The sequence below is a fragment of the Peptoniphilus vaginalis genome, from assembly GCF_900176605.1.
Lineage (GTDB): Bacteria > Bacillota > Clostridia > Tissierellales > Peptoniphilaceae > Peptoniphilus_A > Peptoniphilus_A vaginalis.
The window spans coordinates 93,087-113,572 of sequence record NZ_FXLP01000005.1 but is presented as its reverse complement, the minus strand read 5'-3'; the positions used below and the strand labels follow the sequence as shown (position 1 = coordinate 113,572).

Below are 20,486 nucleotides of genomic sequence, written 5' to 3'. Positions count from 1 at the left end.
TATTTTATAACATACTATTCACTCTTCTCTGAACTGCATAATAGTCGTATCCAGCTTGAGTTAACCTTCTTTTTCTCTCTTCTCCATTACCCCATTTCCCACTTATAACTTCTCTCGCTAATTGGTCGATTGTCTTTCCAACTGGATATACTATCTTGCCATTAGCATCGAAAACTTTTAATCCAAATCTATCGGCACATCTTTTGGCATTTTCTAAATTCTTAAATGCACCTTTCTGGCTTTTTATATCAGACCAAGATTTTCTAACTCTATATATCCCACCTGTTGGATTACTAACATTCTTATTTTCTCTTAGTCTTTTATTGACTTCACTTGCTATATATGGGAACTTACTTCCTAGATATGGGCCAGGACAATTTGTATTTTTATACCACTCGTGTTTTTGAAGAACGCCATCCTTGCCCCCAGTATAGGTGCAAGGATAGATTCCATTTCTCCTGCAGATGTCTGTCACTAAATCAATTAGTCTATTTAAAACGTAATCAGAAACTAACCACTGAGGTCCTCTCGTAGAGTTCCCTACTTCAATTGTGACTGCTCGATTGTCACACCAGGAAGATGAGGTTGTCCAGGCTCTGTTAGATTCATCTACTCCTAAAACAATGACTCCATCGGATCCTAAATTGTAGTTAGCTGATGCACGTCTTGACCTTGGCACAAATATCCCAGCAAGATTTCTACCATTTATAACTCCAGCTGCATGGTGAATTGCTATTTTAGTTATCTCTTGATTTCTTCTTCCACTATGGTTAGGTGAAAGAATTCTTGCTTGTACTAATGGACTATTACTCATTTATTTCTCCTCCTTGAATTGTTCTAATACTCTTTTTAATTTTTCTGGTACTGGCAATCCTAAAGCTACAGAGTTTTCTAAGATAGAAAGCCCTTCATTTGCTATATAAAAAAAGATGATGGCTGTTCTTATCATTGTCCCATCACCTTTGATTAAATTTACATCACATAGGTTTGCGATACCTACAACTATAAAAATCATTATCTTTTTAGCTATCCCTTTAAATCCTATGGATGAAGACAGTTTTCTTTCGACCCCTGCTCTCAAAACTCCTGTCAAATAGTCAGCTATTACAAAAGCAAGTAGTGTGTAAATAAAAGCATCTACACTTCCAAGATAAAATCCCAACCATCCTCCAATGGCTGTAAAACATACTTTTAGTATTTCTAAAAACTTATTCATTTTATTCCTCCTCTGTTAAGGTATATGTTATTTTCATTGTCTTATCTGCCGTTTTTAATATTGGACTTGATAAGTTATTAATTGTTCCTAGATATGGAGTATGAAGAAATAAAAGTTTATAAAAAGTATCTTCATATCCCCCATATCCTAAAATTAATGGACCTAGATTTACTGTTGCAGACATTAAATTTTGTAGACCTCTTCCTTGATAATTAGAATTATCTTTGTTCGAGAAAATTTGGTCATTTTTACTAATCGCAAATTTATAACCTAATACAAAATCCCCCCAATTAGTTAAATATGAGTATTCCCCTGAATAGAATACTCTAATAATATCGTAGCCAAGGTCAAACTTATTGATATCTACAGGATTTTCAATATTAATTTTATATAAAAAATTGCTATTGTTATAATCTAGTGCATATAAATAACCATCTTTTATACAACTAAATGTTTTTCTTTCACAATAACTGCTTGATTGTGTTTTATACTCCCCAGTTTTATAAAGCCTAACATTGTTCAATGACCAATTATCAACAGTTGTAGAATAATCAATTTTTGAAATCTTCATTCTTATAAGGTTGCTTCTATTAACGGCAAATCCATACCAATATCCATTTTTCCCATCATAAAAACAAGACTCATACCATGTGCTGCACTTGTTAAAAAATTCGGTAGCATCTACTACGGTTTTATCTTCTTTATTAAAACCTTTTGTAAGTATTGGATCGTTTAGACCAATACTGGTAATTGATTCTTTTAACTTAACTATGTCTATAGATTTATTATTTTTAGGCCATATTGATACCAATGTGTTACTTTCCAAATCATACTCAACACATCCTTGATAAATATCTGTGATATTCCTATCAGAACTCATTTTTGTTCTATTTAAAAGGAGAAATGGGTCCCTACCATTTTCATCTCCATAATAAAATTTACCTCCTCTATAATGGGTCAACGCTAGTGACGATATTCTTCCATTTCCTTGTGATGTAGAAAAGTCCCATACAAATTTATATCCATTATCTATGGGAGAAGATTCAGTTAAGTTTGCCGACCCCCTTTTAGATGCATCCGTTGAATTAACATCATTTGAAGCATATCCAATAATCTTATTATCAGATGGTGGATATATTTTTTTAGGATCTTCATCAAGAGGATTTTCAAATAACAAGATTCCACCATAGCATTTATTGGCAATTGGAAAAATCTCTTCGTGAAATTTTGTTACAAGTTCCTCTCCGACTGGATACATTAGTCCTGATGGATTGAGTCTTAATAAATCTGGGACTGCATTAGTTATTAAGTTTTCATCTTCATATATCTCCTTCGTATTTGTTCTCACATCAGTTAGCTCAATTACTGATTTACCCTTAAGCATTTCCTTCCTCCTTATCTTTAAATTCTGTAGCGATTTCTTCTTTATATTTTCCAAGCACCAACCCCCGATATTTAAATCTTCCTACCTTTTCATTAAATGCTAGTGGTCTTGGGACTTGACTTTCTACTTTGTATTCAGCATTGAATTTCCTAAGCAGGAATGAATGACTAAGTTCTATTCTCTTCCAAGATTCATCAATCTTAAGCTTTCCATCCCAAGCCTCTGTAGAACCTAGAGATTGACCAGATATAGCCGCAATAGCATTATCTTTACCTATCATAGCTTGTCCTGATTCAAGTCTAATAAGCACTGAGAAGTTGTTCATCGTCTTTTCCTGAAGTTTAGTTAATGGATAAAAAAGATTTAAAATATGGTCACCACTTAGGTAGGTTTCCTTTGGAATGTGATGTTCTATTTTCGTATCATTAAAAACATAGGTAACAATAATCCTTGTTGGTATTTCTATGTTTTCAATAAAGTCTAATTCTTCTACTTCCTCTTTTTCGCTTGTGCCCTCTTGGGTATCAAACTTTGGAGGATCATAGGACTTTACTTCTTCATTTAATACCTCAACTTGTTTCTTGACCTTTCTAGATATCTTTCTTATTTTTTCTTCAGTATCACAAATTATATTTAACAAGATAGATGCATTAAAAATTGCCTCCGTTTCTTTATTGGATGCAAATTCTATACGAATTATTGGTGTATCTGTTGTGGAAATATTAAAGGCAGAATAATTTGAATATGAATGAACAACTAATTTTTCAGATTCAATCTGGTTTAAAAGTCCTGCTATATTCTTATCATTCTTGCTTTTAGCCCTAGATAAGTATGGGTTCTTCCCTACACCAAGAATTCTATGCTTACCATTTATCTTGTATTCAATATCAGTGATAAGTCCTTCTATCTTTTCTTCTTCGTAAGAAATAGCTATCCTATCTCCAACATCAAGGCTTGGGTCTCCTATAGTCACCATGTCAAAAGGTGTGTGATGAATCTTACAAATTTCAGTAAGAAGTACCTCACACATTCTTTTCCTTTTTTCTGGAAGTCCTAACTGCATCAGTGGATTTATTCCAAGATTCATAGTTAGACCATCATCATTTTCTAAAGAGTAGTATTCAGCTATTTTAGTCTTTGCATTTGTTGAGTTGATGGCTGTATATCTTGTCTTAAAATCTGATATTGATGAAGAAAATCTTTCTCTCGTTTTAATTTCAGTTGATATACTTTCTGCATACTTTCTTAAAACCAATTTCCCATCACGAGAAACCCCAGCAAAAGCACCAAGGGTTGATGCTATATAGTGAATAAAGTCCCTGTAAGTCTCTATATCATGGTCTTGATAAATTGCCAAAACTTCCTCACCATTTACAAAAGCTTTTACCTCATCTTCCGTCATTCCTAGTTCTACCTTGCACTTCTCACATGAAAGACTTAGTAGTTCAAAGGCTGTACCAAAGGTATCTGTTACTGGGAAATTCTTATCAAATCTAAGCATATAGTCATATCCTTTTAGTTCTAAAATTTTCTTAGACCTATTTGCTTCAGTGACATCAAAAATTCCCATTGGTATGGTTTCTATCTTTTTATTCTCTAATTCTTGATGATAAAAAAGTTCTAGCTTTGAATCTTCTAGAGAATACCTATCTATATCTGAAAAAAGACTGATTCCAAGTTCTCCAGCATAAACTGTACCTATTTCAAGCTCAGATGATCCAGAGCAGGATCGATGGATGTATCCAGACCCTTTAAGAATATCTTTATTGGTAAATGGAATGATTGTTTCATCTTTTAAGATGATATTTCCCGTCCAGTAAAATTTACGAGAGTTCTTTTTTATAACTGTTTTATATTCATTGCTTGTTAGATACATCAATATTCCTCCAATGAAAAAGATACTTCCCACAATCCTTTATAAGAAGTATCTTTTATTAGTTTGACTTGAAACTTGTCTATATACATTTGTGTCTCTTTTAGTTCCAATGTTTCTGTATCTAAGAATTTAACTTTAAGATTAGACTTGTTAGCAAAATTGCTTAAGGTCTTTACAAGTTTAGGACTACAAGAAAAACTTACAGAAATACTTGCTACTTTATTTCTAACAATATCCCTTTGAATAGTGCCTGCTTCTGTTTCTCCTCCAGTATCTGCTTCTATATCTCTAAACTCCAAATCATAAGAATTTGGTAGAGGTAGGTCTACTCCTTCAATAATTAAATATGATTGATATTTCATTATACGACTACACCTCCATTCACTGCGTCGCTTTGCTCCTTGTTCATGGGGTGAGACTGCATCTGACCTACCAACAAAATCATAGATTTTGGGTTAGGTCATTATCTACCTCCACTTCTTAAATTCTTACGCATAGATGCATTGACAATAACTTCATCAAGGAGAGTTCCACCAAGATAAACTGGTATGACTATATCTCCAGAATTTTCAGATTTTAAATTTATGTTTGCAAGTGCATCAGATATTTGTCTTCCTATATCAATCCCATTTATATTGGATTCTTTATCATGTCCTCCAATACCTAGAGATGATATATTGGGGCTTAAAACCATATCGCTTGCCACATTTTTCATTGAAGATTGTACTAATCTCCTGCTCTTTTCAATTCCTTTAGATAAACCTTCCATAAAATCAGGCATCCATGATTCATAGTCGGTAAGCGGACCAACATCTGGAACAGAGAAGTGCAGGTAAGACCTAATAGTTGATGCTACATTCGATACAGCCGATGTAACATTGCTAATTGCACTTCTAATCCCTCTAGCAATTCCGTTAATCATATCGGCTCCCCATGTATAAGCTTGAAATGCTAAATTCTTAATGTGATTAACTGCATTATTAAATCCATTTCTAATAGTGGACTGAATATTTGACATGGTCGATGAAATGCTTGATCTCATAGAATTAAAGGCAGACGATACTGCTGACTTCGCGGTATTTACTGCAGATGAAATAGTCGACTTTATGGAATTCCAACCAGATGAAACAAAGGATTTAATATTATTCATTGTTGATGAGATAAAGGTCTTTATCCCATTCCAGATTGATTCAAGGACTGTCTTAATAGAAGTCAAGATAGTCTCAATTGTAGTTTTTATGTTTGTCCAGGATGTAGAAATAAATTCTCCAATAGCAGTAATAACTGTTGTTAAAAATTCTTTTAGTCCATTCCAAATAGTCTCTACTTTTACTTTGATTGCATCAAGAACGGTTGAAATTAAAGTCTTAATACCTTCCCAAGTAGTTCTGATAAACTCTCCAACTGCAGTAAATACTTCTGTAGTTGTAGTTGAAATAGCTGTCCATATATTGGTAAAAGTTGTTTGAATTCCCGTCCAGAGGCTCGTAAAGAACTCTCCTAAACTTTGCCATAGACTCTTTGCTCCCTCAATAAAGGTATTCCAAGATTCAGTTAGAAAAGTTGTTATAGATGTCCAGGTAGTATTCCATCCTTCAGAAAGTCCATTCCATAGGTTGGCAAAGAAGTCCTTGATGCCTTTCCAAGTAGTCTTAACACCTTCAATAAATCCAGACCAGAAGTCTGATAGAAAACTTGTGATTTCAGTCCAGGTATTTGTCCATGAATCAGATATCCCTTGCCATAGGTTTACGAAGAATTCTTTTATTCCATTCCAAATAGCAACAGTTGATTCCTTAATAGTTTCCCATATGGAGATGACCCCTTCTCTAAACCAGTCGCACTTCTTCCATAAAAGAACAAGACCAGCTATTACTGCACCAATAGCAATAGGAACAATACCAATGGCTGATACTACTGCAGTGATTGCTGGTATAAGTGTACCTGTAAAGATTCCAACTATCTTAGTTATTCCTCCTACTATTAGAGGTCCTTTGGTCATAATAGTTCCGATTGACCAAATAAGTTTTCCTACAATCATAAGTACAGGACCAAGAGCAGCTATAAAAAGACCGATACCTGCAATAATACCTTTTACTGGACCTGGAAGTGCATTAAGTCCATTTACCAGTTTTGTTAATATATCTACTGCTTTTCTAACAGCAGGCATCAAAAGTTCTCCAAAGGATATAGCTAATTCTTCTAAGGCAGATTGTAAAATCTTTAATTGGCCAGCTAGGTTATCCTGCATAGTAGCAGCCATTTTTTCTGCTGTTCCATCTGCATTATAGATGGCATCACTCAAACTATTATAGTCTTTCTCACTGGCATTTATAATTGCCAACATTCCAGACATGGCATTTTTACCAAATATCATGGATGCTGCTTGTGCTTTTTGAGTTCCATCTAAATTAGCAAAGGCTACCCTAAAGGTGCTTAGAGTTTCATCAAGTGAAAGGCCCTGTACATCTTCAATAGATAATCCCAACATGGACATTCCATTAATAACTTCTTTAGTTGGTGATGCGAGTCTTGTTAGTCCAGACCTTAAAGCGGTCCCTGCTTGTGAGCCTTTTATTCCTGCGTTAGCCATTAAACCTATAGCTACTGCTGTATCTTCAACTGAATAGCCAAGTGTCCCAGCAATAGGTGCAGCATATTTGAAGGTTTCACCCATTAATGAAACATTGGTATTGGCATTAGATGATGCAGCAGCAAGAACATCAGCAAAGTGAGAAGAGTCTTCAGCTTTTAAACCAAAGGCTGTAAGGGCATCTGTAACGATATCTGAAGTAGTAGCTAGATCCTCACCACTAGCTGCAGCAAGGTTCATGACTCCTTCAATACCACTAATCATATCTTTACTTTTCCAACCAGCCATAGCCATGTAGTTCATAGCCTCTGCCGCTTCAGATGCTGAGAACTTGGTCTTGGCCCCCATTTCACGAGCCTTTTCCCTTAGGGCATCAAAGTCGGAGCCTGTTGCACCAGATACTGCTTTTACCTTTGACATACCTGAATCAAAATCTGATGCAGTCTTTACAGCCGCTACCCCAAGACCTGCTACTGCAAGAGATACTGGCATCATTTTTCTTCCTACATTTTCTATATTTTGCCCTGTGTTTTGCCATTTTTCTCCAGTAATAGCTATGTTTTGCAGGGTTTGATTAGTGGTTGCACCTTGCCTTTCTAAAGATTTAAGGGCTTGTTCTGTTTCAATAATCTCTCGTTTAAGTGCATCATATTGCTCTTGGGAAATCTTTCCTTCTGCAAGAGCCTGTTCAGCTTGTTTTTGTGCCTCTTTCAAAGAAGTTAATTTGTTCTTTGTTTCTTCTAAGGTCTGTCCTAATAGCTTATGCTTTTGGGAGATAAGTTCTGTATTTCCAGGATCAAGTTTTAGAAGTTTATTGACATCACGAAGTTCTGATTGGGTATGTTTTATCTCCGTATTAACTTGTTTTAGTGCGGTCTGTAATTTGGTAGTATCTCCACCAATCTCAACAGTTATCCCTTTTATTCTATTTGCCAATATCTCACCTCCTCTTTAGAGATATATTTATCAGTGTTTTTGTTGATGTTTTTATCAATTTTTGCTATACTTATCTTGAGGTGATAAGTATGAATTTTGTAAAAGAATTATCCAATAAGACTGTATCCATTTCTGAATTCAATCGAGGTCTAGCTGGACGTATTTTCGATGATGTTAAAGTAAATGGTTCTAAAGTTGTATTAAAAAATAACGCCCCTGAGTGCATTCTTCTTTCCCCAGATGAATATATGAAACTTATTGATGAACTCGAAGATGCAAGAGATCTTATGCTTGCCAATACAAGGATGTCATCAATGGATAAATCCGATTTAATTTCTCAAGATGAATTTGAAGAAGCCTTTCATATCAATTTAAATGAAGTCTCTCCTCTTGATGAGGACGAAATTGAATGAACTATAAACTATCCTTTATAAAAGAAGCCATCCAAGACTATAAAGCCTTAGATGGATCTCAAAGAAAATTGTCGATAAAGCACTTAAGAGGATCTTGATAAATCCTCTTCCTAATACTGAAGGTGGGTATGGCAAGCCTCTTTCTAACCTTTCTGATTCTAAGCTTGCTGGTCTTATGAAAATTAAACTTAAGAGTTCAGGTCTTAGGATCGTTTATAAATTGGAAAAATCAGATGACGAAGTTCTTGTCATTATTATCGGTGCAAGAGCGGAATCCAAAGTCTATAAAGACGCTGAAAAAAGAGTAGCTAAGCTTGAAGATTAAAATTTATCAAAGTCTTCTTGCGTAGCTACTTCTTTATATTTATAGTCGTCATTATTCTTTTCTGTAAACATATCATTTACAAGTCCAATTGTTAGTAGAGATAAATCAGAAACAGAAAGACCAAGTTCCACTGCCCTTAATAGAAACAAGGGTGTAGTCATTGGTCTTTCTGTTGGCCTTACTTTTTTTTAGGAACTTCTTCCGATTTTATATTAAGTCCCCATAATTCAATTAGCTGAGGTAGAATTTGATAAATTGAAAAGGTTGAGAAATTATCCAACCATTCTTCTGGACTATCTGGTACAGATTTATCTCCATGCTTTGCCATTACATAGGCTATATTTTCAAATAGTTCTAATGAGCCTATATCTAGATTGGATTTATCTTCATCATTTTTCTTCATGGATTTTTCAAGTTCCATTAAGTCTTTGAAGATATCTCTTCCAAATTTAAGTCTATAGATTCTTGGGATTGCTGCTGATGCACGGAAAACAACTTCTTTCCCATCGATTTGAATTTTCTTGGTTAGTGCCATATTTATTTACCTCCAACACTTGCTCTTGAAGGTGTTACTGTATTTTCTGTTGGCATATAGACTGACTTGTACCAACCATCATAAGTTTCCTTTGTAGTCTCTTCGCCTGTTCTAGCCTTTACATTTCCATTTGGAAGTGGTCTTGCTTGAATAGACAAGGTTTCTGGTTGGACTTCTCTTGATTCCTCGTTGGTTTCTCCTTCAAGAGTAGGTCTTGCTGCTGAGCAGTTATACATGACGTGACGGATTTTCTTTTGGTCACCATCAAACTCAAATAACAGTGCAAAGTTTGCAGTTTCGGAATTTGAAGACTCAATAAGAACTTTATTTGAATCTGATCTTTCCATCAAAACATCCGTCCTAAAGGATTCTGGAATAAGGGCGATTTCTAAATCTCCATCATATCCCATATTGTTTGAAATAGTGTAGTATTCAATTCCATCTGCATAAAAGCTTTCAGGCTCTCCATTAGGATCCAATGAAATTGAAACAGCACCAGGCATTGGCACTGGTGTTTTATATTTAATAACGCCCTCTTCAGCTTTATCGAATAATGCATAATGCACATTGCAAATATTAAACTTTACCTTATTTGCCATAATTGTTACCTCCCATAAATTGTAGTGAGTCAGCTCCATCACAATTCTCTTCGCTCCTTATCAGTCGCAGAGAATTGGATTGCGTGACATCTGACCTACCTTCCACTCGCAAGGCTCGTGGGGTTAGGTCATTAACATTACAAATATTAAATTTAACTTTATTAGCCATTTTTTACCTCCATAGTAAATTCATAGAGAACTTCATAGAGTCTTTCTGATTCAATCCAAACTTCAGACTTTTCATAATAGATCTTTTCTCTATCAAGTATCTCTTCTATTTTTTCTTCTAATTTTAAATCTTTCTTATCGGTATAAAGTTCTAAGTCTATCTGGGTGTTTTTATAGAAAACTACTCCATCTGCACCAAAGTGTTTATTCTTTGGAAATAGATAGACTATAAATGGTGGAGAAGGGCTTTCTCCTTCAGCAAAGTGCGAGTATGCAAATGGGAGTCCTATCTTTTCAATTATTTTTAATAGCCTATCCATCTTGTAATTTCCTCATTATATTTTCTTCCAATTCTCTTACTCCTTTCTCTTCAGCTGGTCCAATGTGTGGCTTAGCAGATACTCTTCCTCCCTGCCTAAGAACATGACCTTTTTCAAGTAGATGAGCCAGCTGGTATCTATTTCTTGAGTGAACCACAAGTTCTATTGAATTTGAAGTTTCTTTCATAGTTTTTACAGACCAGGACTTAGAATATTTCCTTGTTTCTCCTACAGGTGCATTTTCTTGTATGTCTTTTCTAATATTACTACCAGTCTTTTTAACTTCCTTTTTGACTTCGTCTGTTGCCATATCAGAATATTCTTCTAAGCCTTTCATTATTTCACTGGCGAGGTTTTCAATTTTTACATTCATCTACTCACCTTCCTACTTCTAAACTTTATAAGTCTATTTTTATAGTTCATAAAGTCAATTGATATGATATTGTACATTTCATCATCAAATAGAATTCTGTATTCTGAAGTGTTAATATTCTTTAACCTATTTTGAAATCTTACAGTAAAAGAAATGTCTGACCTGTCTACTTCCATTCCTAAAAAAACCTCTTCACCTTTTCCTTGAAAGGAAATATAGGCTGATGTTGTTAGATAGTCCATCCATACTGATTTATGGTTACCAATTCCATCCACCTCAACATTTTTATTTTGAAAGATTATTTTTCTATTTAAATCCGATATCTTCATTAGAACTCAGCCTTTCTCATTCCAAATAATAAAGCCCTTAGAGTTAAGTTTAGTTCAGAATAATCTGCCTCTTCTCTGTGTTCATAAAGATAAGCGGTCATATAGAGGACAGCTATCTTTCCATTTGGATTTTTAGAAAGTTCTTCTTCACTATCAACCCTGGCTACATCCATGGAGTGCTTTATTGATGATTGGATGAAAGAATTAATCATCTCATCCTCATCATCAAAATCCACCCTTAAATAGGACTTTGCCTCCTCAAGAGTAATCATAATTTACTCCTTAGGCAGTAGCACCGATTTTTAATAGTTTAACTGCTTCTCTTAAAACTAAGATTCCATCAACTCTTTCCTTACCTAAGAAACCAACCATACCATTTCCAGCAAATAGTTCCTTTAAGTCTTGAAAAGACCTATTTCCTCTATCTCCAATCTTGTAGTATGAAAAATCGCCAAAGGCTACTGCAAGCTTTCCTTTTTCAGCTTTTGGAGCAAAGGCTGATGTGTAGGCAGGATATCCTAAAAGTCTATCTGGTTCTCCATCTTTAAGTGATGGTTGCCAAATATATGCACCATTAACATCTTTAAGCTTTCTAATTTGAGCAACTGTTGCATCATTTAAAATGAAGGCGGCTTTCTTCCTATAAGGCCTATCTAAGGAGTAAACTAAATCAATTAATTCATCTGCAGTGATTGTTTGAGCTTTTGTTGTTCCTCCAAGTTCTCCACCCTTTTTAGAGTCAAAAATTCCTGTAGGCTTATTTACTCCATCGCCATTTAAGAAGGCATCCTCTTCAGCATTTGCTAACGCTCTAGTAAATTCTTCAGTAATGTATTTTTCTAAATTAAAGGCTGCATCATATAGAAGTTCTTCAGTTACTTTAATACCAACATGGAGTTTGTGTGCATCTAGAGATACTTGATCGAATGTGCCATCTCCAAAGGTTAGTTGACCACCTTCTTCTACCCATAGGGCTGCTGGTTTCGTAGCAGCAATGTTAATTTTATGAAGTCCAGAAGTTTGAACTTTTGTAGCTAGTTTTCTTACAATATTTTCATCTTCAAGTCCATTTACAATATCTACTTCCATTTCTTCTGGAACTAAATATCCACCACTTTCATCTGTACCAACTTTTAATTCATTGGAAATATCTCTAAAGTTAGTTCTTAATGCCTTCATCATAGACTTCTTATAAACATTTCTTGCTCTCATTGGTTTTTCTTCTTCATTAAAAGTAGCAGGTTCATTTGTTAATGCTTGAGTAGTAGGTTTTTCTAAAGTTTTATCCATTTCTTCTTCCCTCTTCTTTCTTTCAATTTCACGAGTGTAATTCTCGATAGTTCTCTCCATCTCTTCATATGTCTTGAAGTCTTCATCAGACATTAGACCCTTTTCATCTTTCTTAGATTCAGCAAATGCCTTTGCCTCATCCCAAGCTTTAGTTCTCTTTTCCATTAGTTCTTTTAAGTTCATATAATTACCTCCAAGTATTTTTAATTTTGTTTAATCTTTCTTCTACCTCACTCATTGAGTGAGTCTTTACTTCTTTATTTATCTTTGTTAAAAGTGAGTTTGTAACTGCTCGTCTTGAAAAGACCATGTTTGTAGCTTTTTCATCTTTTCTTTTGTCAGTGAGAGTTCCATCACAAAAACCCATCTCGATGGCCTTATTCTTATCAAACCAAGTCTCTCCATCCATTAGATTAGAAATCTCTTCTCTGGATAAACCTGTCTTAATCTCATAGGCATTGATGATTGATTCCTTAACTTCCTTTAACATATCTATGGCTTTTTGCATTTCTTTTGAGTCCCCAATTGCCACAGTTAAGGGGTTGTGAATCATCATTAATGATGTAGGACTCATCAATACTTCAGTTCCTGCCATAGCAATGACCGATGCTGCTGATGCTGCAAGTCCATCAATCTTAATGGTCACATTTCCCTTGTGTTCTAAAAGCATGGTGTAAATTCTCGATGCTGCGATACAATCTCCACCAGGGGAGTTGATCCACACAGTTATGTCTCCACTTTTATTTTTTAATTCTTCAAAAAAGAGCCTTGGCGTGATTTCATCATCAAACCAAGACTCTTCTGCTATAACTCCATCTATATAGAGTTCATTTGAATCCTTTTTCCAGTTCCAAAATATTTTATTTTGATTCATCTTTTGTATCATTATCTCCATTTCTTTTACTTTCATAGAATGAACCTGCCTTATCAAGTGGTAGCATATTTCCATTTACAAGATATAAGTCACCACCTTCTTCAGCTGAAATCCTATCAAGGTTTTCTAATTCTCTTATGTCATTTGCACTCATCCACCCATTCTGTCTTCCTACGGCATATCCATTCATTCTTGACTCATAGTCTCCTCTTAGAAGTCCATCAAGGTTGAATTTAATAAAGTAGGATTCCTTTTCTTTCTTTGTTAATAGTGCTCTTTCTAAGGATTGCTCCCAACGAACAATCCAAGGATCGAGAGTGTATTTAACAAACTCAAGTGACTGCTGTTCTATATTTGAAAATGATGACTTCTCCAAGTCACCAATCATATGAGGTGGTATTCTGAATATCCTTGCTATCTCATTTAACTGAAACTTTCTAGTTTCCAAAAACTGGGCCTCACTTGGTGCTATGGCTATAGGTTGGTATTTCATCCCTTCTTCAAGTACAGCCACTTTGTTGGCGTTCTTAGGCCCCTGAAAGGCTGCATTCCATGACTCCCTTACTCTTTCTGGGTCTTTAATAATTCCTGGATGTTCTAAAACTCCACCTGGTTGTGCTCCATTTTGGAAGAATGACGCTCCGTAATCTTCACAAGCCATAGCCATACCAATGGCATTTTTAGCCATGGTAATTGGCGAGTATCCAATAAGTCCATCAAAACCAAGTCCAGGTATGTGAAGGACATCTTCTTTTAAAAGATAAACTTCTTCAGATTTATGATTGTATTTATAGAAGATTTCTCCATCTTCACTTCTCATTACAGTCATCTTGTTTGGCATTAAGGGATAAAGTCCTATGACCTCATTTCTTCCATTTCGAATTATCTGAGCATAGGCATTCCCCCAAAGTAATAGATGGGTCATTAGTGTTTCTCTAAATACAAATGAAGTCATTTCATCATTAGGTTCGTCATGTAATAAGAAGTATATGGCATGGTCTTTTGCTTTTTCCTTTGAATTAGAATCTCCTCTTTTATATAGATGAAGAGGAAGTCCTGCTAAGGTTTCAGCAAGAACCCTTACGCACGAATAAACTGCTGTCATTTGCATAGCAGTAAATTCATTTACATTCCTTCCTGCTGTTGTTCTTCCAAATAAAAAAAACGATGAAGATATCCTCTCCCCGTCTTTAGGTTTGTCTCTCGACTTGCCTGTGCCCTTTCGGGTGAATATTAAATTTAAAATGTTTATATTACCACCTCCTAAAAGTTGGTATGAAAAAAGCACCTACTAATGTAGATGCTAAAAAATATCATGAATAAATATATGTTAAAACCACTTTGACTTTTCTTTTCTAAATTTAGGAATCTCTCCATAAGCATATGGATTATAATTATCTATATTACATCCAAACTCTTTTAATTCTATTATTTTATTATCAAAATCCCATTTAACCAAAGAAATTCCATTAAATTCATCAATTTTCCCATTATTCATCACTGATTTAAAATGCCATTCCACAATTGATTGGTCTTTAAAGTCTAAAAATTGTACAATATCCCATGTTTCAACTTTTGCACGACTGTTCCATTCTTTAAACCATAACTCGAGTGTACTGCGATTATTATACTTTGGCCCCCAACTTTCTGTATACACAATATCATTAGCAAAAATATCTTTAATTCCCAAGTCTTGTTTTTTTATCCACATATCAAACCATAAACGAATAATATCTTCTCTATTCCTCATGAATATCACCTCAAAAATGTTTCTATTTTATCTATATACCCATATTAAAAAACAATCAACCCCCTATCATCATAGACCGATTCACTTGTATCATTGCCACATCTTATCGCTCTATCAAGGGCCATGATTGTAGCAATTACTCCATCTATTTTTTCTGTAGATTTTTCTTTATCTGCTTTAATGTTTCCAGCAGGATCAGTTCGTATGAAAATATTATCCATCATCCACCTTAGAACTGGATGACCTCCATGGGCTATTTTTCTTTCGAGAGTTAGTTTCATGAGTTCTTTTGTTGGTGGAGACATATCTTTAAATCCTTGACCAAAGGGAACAACTGTAAAACCCATTCCTTCTAAGTTTTGGATCATCTGAACTGCTCCCCATCTGTCAAAGGCAATTTCTCTAATGTTATATACCTCACCTAAGTCCTCTATAAATTTTTCTATAAAACCATAGTGGACTACATTACCTTCTGTTGTCATAATATAGCCTTGTTTTTTCCAAAGGTCATAGTTTACATGGTCTCTTTTTACTCTTAGGTCGAGGTTATCTTCTGGCAACCAAAAATAGGGTAATATTTGATATTTATCATCTTCATCTACTGGAGGAAAGACTAAAACAAAAGCTGTAATATCCGTTGTGCTTGATAGGTCAAGACCACCATAACAAACTCTACCTTTTAATTCTTCTTCATTAATAGCAAAATTACATAGGTCCCATTTTTCCATAGGCATCCACCTAATTGATTGTTTGACCCATTGATTAAGTCTTAGTTGTCTAAAGGCATTCTCTTCAGTTGGATTTTGCTTAGCCGATTCACAAGCTTGCCTTACTTTTTCTATAGGAACTGTAATTCCAAGAGACGGATTTGCCTTATGCCATACTTTTTCATCTGTCCAGTCATCATCCCTGTCTGCTCCATAGATTACAGGATAAAAAGTTGGATCAGTTTTTCTTCCTTCAAGTATGTCGACTGCCTTTTGATGAGTCTCATAGCAGATTGATTTCGTATCCGTTCCAGCAGTTGTTATAAGAAAATATAAGGGCTGGGTTCTTGCATCACCAGACCCTTTGGTCATAACGTCAAAAAGCTTTCTATTAGGCTGAGTATGAAGTTCGTCAAAAACCACACCATGAATATTAAATCCGTGTTTAGAATAAGCCTCTGCAGATAAGACTTGATAAAAAGAATTGGTCGGCTTATATATCATCCTCTTTTGAGATGCTAGAATTTTTACTCTTTTAGATAGGGCTGGGCTCATCCTTACCATATCAGCTGCAACATCGAAGACAATAGTTGCTTGTTGTCTATCAGCAGCACATCCATAAACCTCTGCTCTTTCTTCTCCATCACCACAAGTTAAAAGAAGTGCTACAGCAGCTGCAAGTTCAGACTTTCCCATCTTCTTTGGTATTTCAATATATGCTGTATTAAATTGTCTATATCCTGTATCTTTTACAATTCCAAATAAGTCTCTTATGATTTCTTCTTGCCAGTCAATAAGCTTGAAGTCTTTGCCTGCCCATCGACCTTTTGTATGCTTCAGACATTCTATAAAGGCGACGGCATAGTCTGCTTTGTTTTTATCATATCGGGATGTTTCAAGCAAAAATCTACTTGGTTTATATTTCATTTGACCTCCTTCCTCTAAAAATAGGCATAAAAAATAGCCACATGATTGTGACTTCTACTACGACAAATAGAGCCTAAACTCTATTTAGAATTTTATTTTTATCTTTGTCTTGCTATGCTTAATTCTTTGTATGCTTTCTTTAGTTCTCTTTCTAGTGTTTCTGATTCTGCAAAAAGTTGAAATTCTTCATCTGTTAAATTTCCTTTTGATACCTCCCAAAGTTCTTCATGAACTTGGTCTGCACATTTCTTTGCTGTTCCCGCTATGTCTAAAAGGTTAATGGCTGCTCCAGTCTTGCCTTCTTTTGATTTTTTTATTGAGCTTTCAGCGTATCTTTTGCAAGCTTTAACTTCTGCTTCTAATCTTTCTAAAAGGTCTTTTTTCATGGTAATGTTCTCCTTTTCTTTTGTTGTACACATATTCCCGTACAACGAGAGATAAGTCAAGCAATTATCTTGCTTAACTCTCTATTTCTATTCTTAATTTCTCTTAAAAAGAAGTGCAGGTGTATATTCTTTTTCTTCTTTGCTTTCTTTGAAATTCCAATTAGTCCTTCCTGTATCTATTTCAATTAAGTCTATAGGAAAGTAACCTTTTCTTTTAAAACTTTTTAACCCTTTCATAAGACCTGTTGACTGGTCTGAAATTGTAAATTCTTTTACCCCAAACCTTTCAAGATTCTCTATCATATCTTCGTGATTGTCTTCGAATCCAATGTCATCAAAGTTTATGATGTCTCGACCTATCCTTTGGGATTCTCTATATGCCCAGTAAAATCTGTAACTGATTTTGTTTTCTTCAAATTCTTCTTTTTCTTTAATGTTTTCTAACAATTCAATCTTTTTCATTTTTGTACCTCCTCTTTTGTTGTACACATATTCCCGTACAATAGAGGAATAGTCAAGCAATGTATGGTTATTTATTTAGATTTTTCAATAATATCCTCCCTAAAAATTACATTTAACATTGAACCATTATCCCATTTTACTAGGATTGATCCAATGGAATCCACTCCATAAACTGTGCCTAAAGTTCCAACTGGTGGAGCCTGTTCATCTTCCATTTGGATTAGTTTTACTCTTGTACCTACTGGATACGTCTCTTTTAATTTTTGTATAATTTCCCTTGAAATCATCTAATCACCTCACATACATATATCACTCAAATACTGATTTATATCAAGTCAGATTAATAACATCTTCATACTTATACTCTTTTCCGTCTCTTAAAAGGCTTACATCTTCATCACTGCCAACTAATTCAATAAATCTATTTACAATGACATCTACAAATTTTTCATCAAGTTCAATCATCCTACAAATCCTATCAGTTTGTTCACAAGCTATTAGTGTACTTCCACTTCCACCAAATGGATCAAGTACAATAGAGTTTGTCATTGATGAGTTTTTAATCGGATAAGATAAAAGTGGAATAGGTTTCATAGTAGGGTGGTCACCATTTTTTCTTGGTTTATCAAATTCCCAAATGGTAGACTCCTTCCTTCCTGTGTACCAGTTGTGTTTTCCTTTTTTCTTCCAACCATATAGGATGGGTTCATGTTGCCATTGATATGGACTTCTTCCAAGTACAAGGGACTGTTTCTTCCAAATACAAGTACCAGATAAATAAAAGCCAGCGTCTTGAAATGCCTTTCTGAAATTAAGTCCTTCTGTATCAGCATGAAAAACATATATCGAACCATCATCTGCGAGGAACTTTTCCATATTTAAAAAGGAGCTTAGTAAAAATTCGTAAAATTTACCTTGCTCCATATTGTCATTTTTAATTTTACCAGCTGATCCTTCATAGTTTACATTGTATGGAGGGTCTGTGATGATAAGATTTGCTTTTGATTCTCCCATTAATTTCTCGTAGTTTGTCTCATCTTTAGAATCTCCACAAACAAGTTTGTGCTTACCTAATGTCCATATATCTCCAGCTTTAGAAAAAGTAGGTTTTTCCAATTCTTCCTCTACGTCAAAGTCATCATCTTGTGTATCATTTCCTAAATCAAAAAGAGTAGATAGTTCATCGGGTGAAAAGCCAGTTAGTTCTACATTAAAACCATAATCTTCTAATGATTCAATTTCTACTCTTAGTAGTTCTTCATCCCAACCAGCATCAAGAGCCATTCTGTTATCAGCTAGGATATAAGCTTTCTTTTGTGCCTCATTTAGGTGGTCTGCAAAGACACAAGGTACTTCTTTTATTCCTTCTTCCTTTGCTGCCATAATTCTTCCATGACCTGCAATAACTCCATAGTCTTTATCAATAATTACAGGATTAATAAAACCAAATTCTCGAATTGATGAACGCAGTTTGTTAATCTGGTCTTGTGAGTGAGTTCTTGCATTATTTACATAGGGTACAAGTTTTTCAATGTCAACTAATTTCATTTCTTTTGTTGTAATCATATTAGCCCCCACTTAGCAAATTCCTCAAAACCACCAATAGAATTAATGTAGTTTCTAGCAATTTCTACAATTTTTGAATATGGTATACCATCAACAGTCTCATCTCCGATTGCACAGGATAATTCAATCTCTCTATTTTCCTCTTGTGCCTTTAGATGGGCATAAATATTAACTGATACATCAGCTTTAGATAGGTCTTTACCATGAAGACCCCCACCAGTTACTGCTTGTCCCATATCAGAACCGAGTTTTCTATTAGTTGCTCCAGTATCAACATTATATCCTCCAGTCCAATCTCCTAATGGATTTACGATTGCTTTAGGATAAATCGATTTTAAAATTTCTGTTGGTACATTTGACTGACAGATGATGAGTTTATCTCCATCAAGGATGTATTTACCATCGTAAGGATAATTAGAATAGATTTCACGAGCAATTAAAGATAGTTTCTTTTCTTCATCTGATGTAGATACTCCCTTAAAAATTCCATTGTCCCCACATCTTATCTTTTCTTTTTGATTATTTGATAGGTGGATATCCTGCTCTACAATTTTAATATCTACTATGACATCTCCTGCTATCCTCCTAATCGCTTTTTCAATTTCTTTTTTATTTAACTTGCAGTCCGTTTCTATAATCACATGACAGTCTCCATGCCCTAGCAACACTTCAACTGCTATTTTAGGATTATATTTTTCTTTATATGCTAAATCTACAATTGCACCAGCAATACAATCTGCTATTTTATCTGGATGCTTTAGATTTACTTTTTCAAACAAATTTATTACCTCCTCTGCCTTAGTAATTTTTCCATCATATCTTCTCCATAGTCTTCATATACTTCCGTGCAGTTTTCTTTAACTATGTCATAAATCTCGTACCATAGAAGATTGGCCGTCTTTTGAAACTGGCTAGACATCTGTACAAATGGAGATGCAATAACTCCACCAGTTGTAGGATGCTTTCCTAAAAGTCCAAATTGACTTATTGCCTCTTCACATTGAATGTATCTTGCAAAAGCCTGGGAGTAGGATTCTAATAATCTTGGATTTACTAAGTTTTCACAGTTTCTCTGTTTTAACCAAGACCATGTCTCTTTATATATTTCATCAGCACCAAGTGGTATTCCATTCTTTTGCTTTGCTGATAGATAGTCACTTGGTGTAGGCATATCGGTTCCATCAAGAACTGATCCATCTGGTAAGTCAACTGCATCTATTTCTTCTGGAGTGAATGTTGGAATATCATTCATTAAAATTTCTACCTTTTTACCTTTTTCTATTTTTTCAACAGCAGGCTGTGGTTTGCCACCTGCTTTTACTCTTCTTCCACCTCTGTATGTTCCATCTTTAGCGATAGTATCACCTCCTAGTTGTTTTGTTTCTTTTCTCATGTATGTTATTGACTTTGACTAGTTCTATGTTATAATTAATTTAACAGAACCTCTCCACGCTTAA

Annotated in this window: 26 protein-coding genes; 2 read left to right on the top strand and 24 right to left on the bottom strand. The window is 34.7% G+C overall.

The features are described from left to right. Positions 1-4: 4 nt before the first annotated feature. The 6 genes from CAN42_RS05350 to CAN42_RS05325 all read right to left on the bottom strand — a co-directional run bounded on the left by CAN42_RS05350 (position 5) and on the right by CAN42_RS05325 (position 8,005). Positions 5-814 (bottom strand): N-acetylmuramoyl-L-alanine amidase, encoded by an 810-nt coding sequence (locus CAN42_RS05350; RefSeq protein ID WP_085875841.1) that lies wholly within the window; start codon positions 812-814, stop codon positions 5-7. Continuing rightward, entirely contained in the window at positions 815-1,216 is a 402-nt protein-coding gene (locus CAN42_RS05345; RefSeq protein WP_019125117.1) for a phage holin family protein, read from the bottom strand. Position 1,217: 1 nt separating this feature from the next. Continuing rightward, entirely contained in the window at positions 1,218-2,600 is a 1,383-nt protein-coding gene (locus CAN42_RS05340; protein ID WP_085875840.1) for a hypothetical protein, read from the bottom strand. Then, complete coding sequence (locus tag CAN42_RS05335) at positions 2,593-4,476, bottom strand: hypothetical protein (protein ID WP_085875839.1); 1,884 nt, start codon at positions 4,474-4,476, stop codon at positions 2,593-2,595. The genes CAN42_RS05340 and CAN42_RS05335 overlap by 8 nt, the downstream gene beginning before the upstream one ends. Then, the gene (locus tag CAN42_RS05330; RefSeq protein WP_085875838.1) at positions 4,476-4,838 is read right to left on the bottom strand and encodes a hypothetical protein; all 363 of its coding nucleotides are present in this window, start codon (positions 4,836-4,838) and stop codon (positions 4,476-4,478) included. Before CAN42_RS05330 ends, CAN42_RS05335 begins: the two co-directional genes overlap by 1 nt. A gap of 101 nt (positions 4,839-4,939) precedes the next feature. After that, the gene (locus CAN42_RS05325) at positions 4,940-8,005 is read right to left on the bottom strand and encodes a phage tail tape measure protein (RefSeq protein WP_085875837.1); all 3,066 of its coding nucleotides are present in this window, start codon (positions 8,003-8,005) and stop codon (positions 4,940-4,942) included. Between the two features lie 89 nt (positions 8,006-8,094). Here CAN42_RS05325 and CAN42_RS05320 point away from each other — a divergent pair, with 89 nt between their 5' ends. Next, positions 8,095-8,418, top strand: coding sequence for a type II toxin-antitoxin system Phd/YefM family antitoxin (locus tag CAN42_RS05320; protein ID WP_019131811.1), 324 nt, complete (start codon positions 8,095-8,097; stop codon positions 8,416-8,418). Between the two features lie 94 nt (positions 8,419-8,512). After that, positions 8,513-8,743: a hypothetical protein gene (locus CAN42_RS05315; RefSeq protein WP_019131813.1), complete on the top strand. Its 231-nt coding sequence runs from the start codon at positions 8,513-8,515 to the stop codon at positions 8,741-8,743. Here CAN42_RS05315 and CAN42_RS09000 read toward each other — a convergent pair. The 18 genes from CAN42_RS09000 to CAN42_RS05225 form a co-directional block, all read right to left on the bottom strand. After that, positions 8,740-8,904: a hypothetical protein gene (locus tag CAN42_RS09000; protein ID WP_004816339.1), complete on the bottom strand. Its 165-nt coding sequence runs from the start codon at positions 8,902-8,904 to the stop codon at positions 8,740-8,742. The genes CAN42_RS05315 and CAN42_RS09000 overlap by 4 nt on opposite strands. 17 nt (positions 8,905-8,921) lie before the next feature. Then, positions 8,922-9,278 carry a hypothetical protein gene (locus CAN42_RS05310; RefSeq protein WP_019117844.1) on the bottom strand — a complete coding sequence of 119 codons (357 nt, stop codon included), beginning with the start codon at positions 9,276-9,278 and terminating at the stop codon, positions 8,922-8,924. 2 nt (positions 9,279-9,280) lie between these two features. Beyond that, positions 9,281-9,877: a major tail protein gene (locus CAN42_RS05305; RefSeq protein ID WP_019131814.1), complete on the bottom strand. Its 597-nt coding sequence runs from the start codon at positions 9,875-9,877 to the stop codon at positions 9,281-9,283. A 161-nt stretch (positions 9,878-10,038) separates the two neighbouring features. Then, complete coding sequence (locus CAN42_RS05295; RefSeq protein ID WP_019131816.1) at positions 10,039-10,365, bottom strand: hypothetical protein; 327 nt, start codon at positions 10,363-10,365, stop codon at positions 10,039-10,041. Continuing rightward, positions 10,358-10,738 (bottom strand): HK97 gp10 family phage protein, encoded by a 381-nt coding sequence (locus tag CAN42_RS05290; protein ID WP_019131817.1) that lies wholly within the window; start codon positions 10,736-10,738, stop codon positions 10,358-10,360. Before CAN42_RS05290 ends, CAN42_RS05295 begins: the two co-directional genes overlap by 8 nt. Further along, entirely contained in the window at positions 10,735-11,067 is a 333-nt protein-coding gene (locus CAN42_RS05285; protein ID WP_019131818.1) for a phage head closure protein, read from the bottom strand. Before CAN42_RS05285 ends, CAN42_RS05290 begins: the two co-directional genes overlap by 4 nt. Next, positions 11,067-11,339, bottom strand: coding sequence for a head-tail connector protein (locus CAN42_RS05280; RefSeq protein WP_019131819.1), 273 nt, complete (start codon positions 11,337-11,339; stop codon positions 11,067-11,069). Before CAN42_RS05280 ends, CAN42_RS05285 begins: the two co-directional genes overlap by 1 nt. 10 nt (positions 11,340-11,349) lie before the next feature. After that, complete coding sequence (locus tag CAN42_RS05275; protein ID WP_085875836.1) at positions 11,350-12,540, bottom strand: phage major capsid protein; 1,191 nt, start codon at positions 12,538-12,540, stop codon at positions 11,350-11,352. A gap of 4 nt (positions 12,541-12,544) precedes the next feature. Next, entirely contained in the window at positions 12,545-13,267 is a 723-nt protein-coding gene (locus tag CAN42_RS05270; RefSeq protein WP_425330836.1) for a head maturation protease, ClpP-related, read from the bottom strand. Further along, positions 13,218-14,519: a phage portal protein gene (locus CAN42_RS05265; protein ID WP_085875835.1), complete on the bottom strand. Its 1,302-nt coding sequence runs from the start codon at positions 14,517-14,519 to the stop codon at positions 13,218-13,220. The genes CAN42_RS05270 and CAN42_RS05265 overlap by 50 nt, the downstream gene beginning before the upstream one ends. A gap of 42 nt (positions 14,520-14,561) precedes the next feature. Then, complete coding sequence (locus CAN42_RS05260) at positions 14,562-14,981, bottom strand: nuclear transport factor 2 family protein (RefSeq protein WP_002834879.1); 420 nt, start codon at positions 14,979-14,981, stop codon at positions 14,562-14,564. Between the two features lie 44 nt (positions 14,982-15,025). Then, entirely contained in the window at positions 15,026-16,615 is a 1,590-nt protein-coding gene (locus tag CAN42_RS05255; RefSeq protein ID WP_085875834.1) for a terminase large subunit, read from the bottom strand. A 98-nt stretch (positions 16,616-16,713) separates the two neighbouring features. Beyond that, complete coding sequence (locus CAN42_RS05250; protein ID WP_034440587.1) at positions 16,714-17,001, bottom strand: hypothetical protein; 288 nt, start codon at positions 16,999-17,001, stop codon at positions 16,714-16,716. A gap of 93 nt (positions 17,002-17,094) precedes the next feature. Then, positions 17,095-17,463 carry a DUF7698 family protein gene (locus tag CAN42_RS05245; protein ID WP_034440586.1) on the bottom strand — a complete coding sequence of 123 codons (369 nt, stop codon included), beginning with the start codon at positions 17,461-17,463 and terminating at the stop codon, positions 17,095-17,097. A 71-nt stretch (positions 17,464-17,534) separates the two neighbouring features. Beyond that, on the bottom strand, positions 17,535-17,750 hold the full coding sequence (locus CAN42_RS05240; protein ID WP_085875833.1) for a DUF4314 domain-containing protein: 216 nt from the start codon (positions 17,748-17,750) through the stop codon (positions 17,535-17,537). A gap of 43 nt (positions 17,751-17,793) precedes the next feature. Beyond that, positions 17,794-19,029 (bottom strand): site-specific DNA-methyltransferase, encoded by a 1,236-nt coding sequence (locus CAN42_RS05235; RefSeq protein ID WP_060802109.1) that lies wholly within the window; start codon positions 19,027-19,029, stop codon positions 17,794-17,796. Continuing rightward, on the bottom strand, positions 19,026-19,808 hold the full coding sequence (locus tag CAN42_RS05230) for an S-adenosylmethionine synthetase N-terminal domain-containing protein (protein WP_085875832.1): 783 nt from the start codon (positions 19,806-19,808) through the stop codon (positions 19,026-19,028). Before CAN42_RS05230 ends, CAN42_RS05235 begins: the two co-directional genes overlap by 4 nt. 5 nt (positions 19,809-19,813) lie before the next feature. Next, positions 19,814-20,422 (bottom strand): P27 family phage terminase small subunit, encoded by a 609-nt coding sequence (locus CAN42_RS05225; protein WP_060802392.1) that lies wholly within the window; start codon positions 20,420-20,422, stop codon positions 19,814-19,816. Between the last annotated feature and the right edge of the window lie 64 nt (positions 20,423-20,486).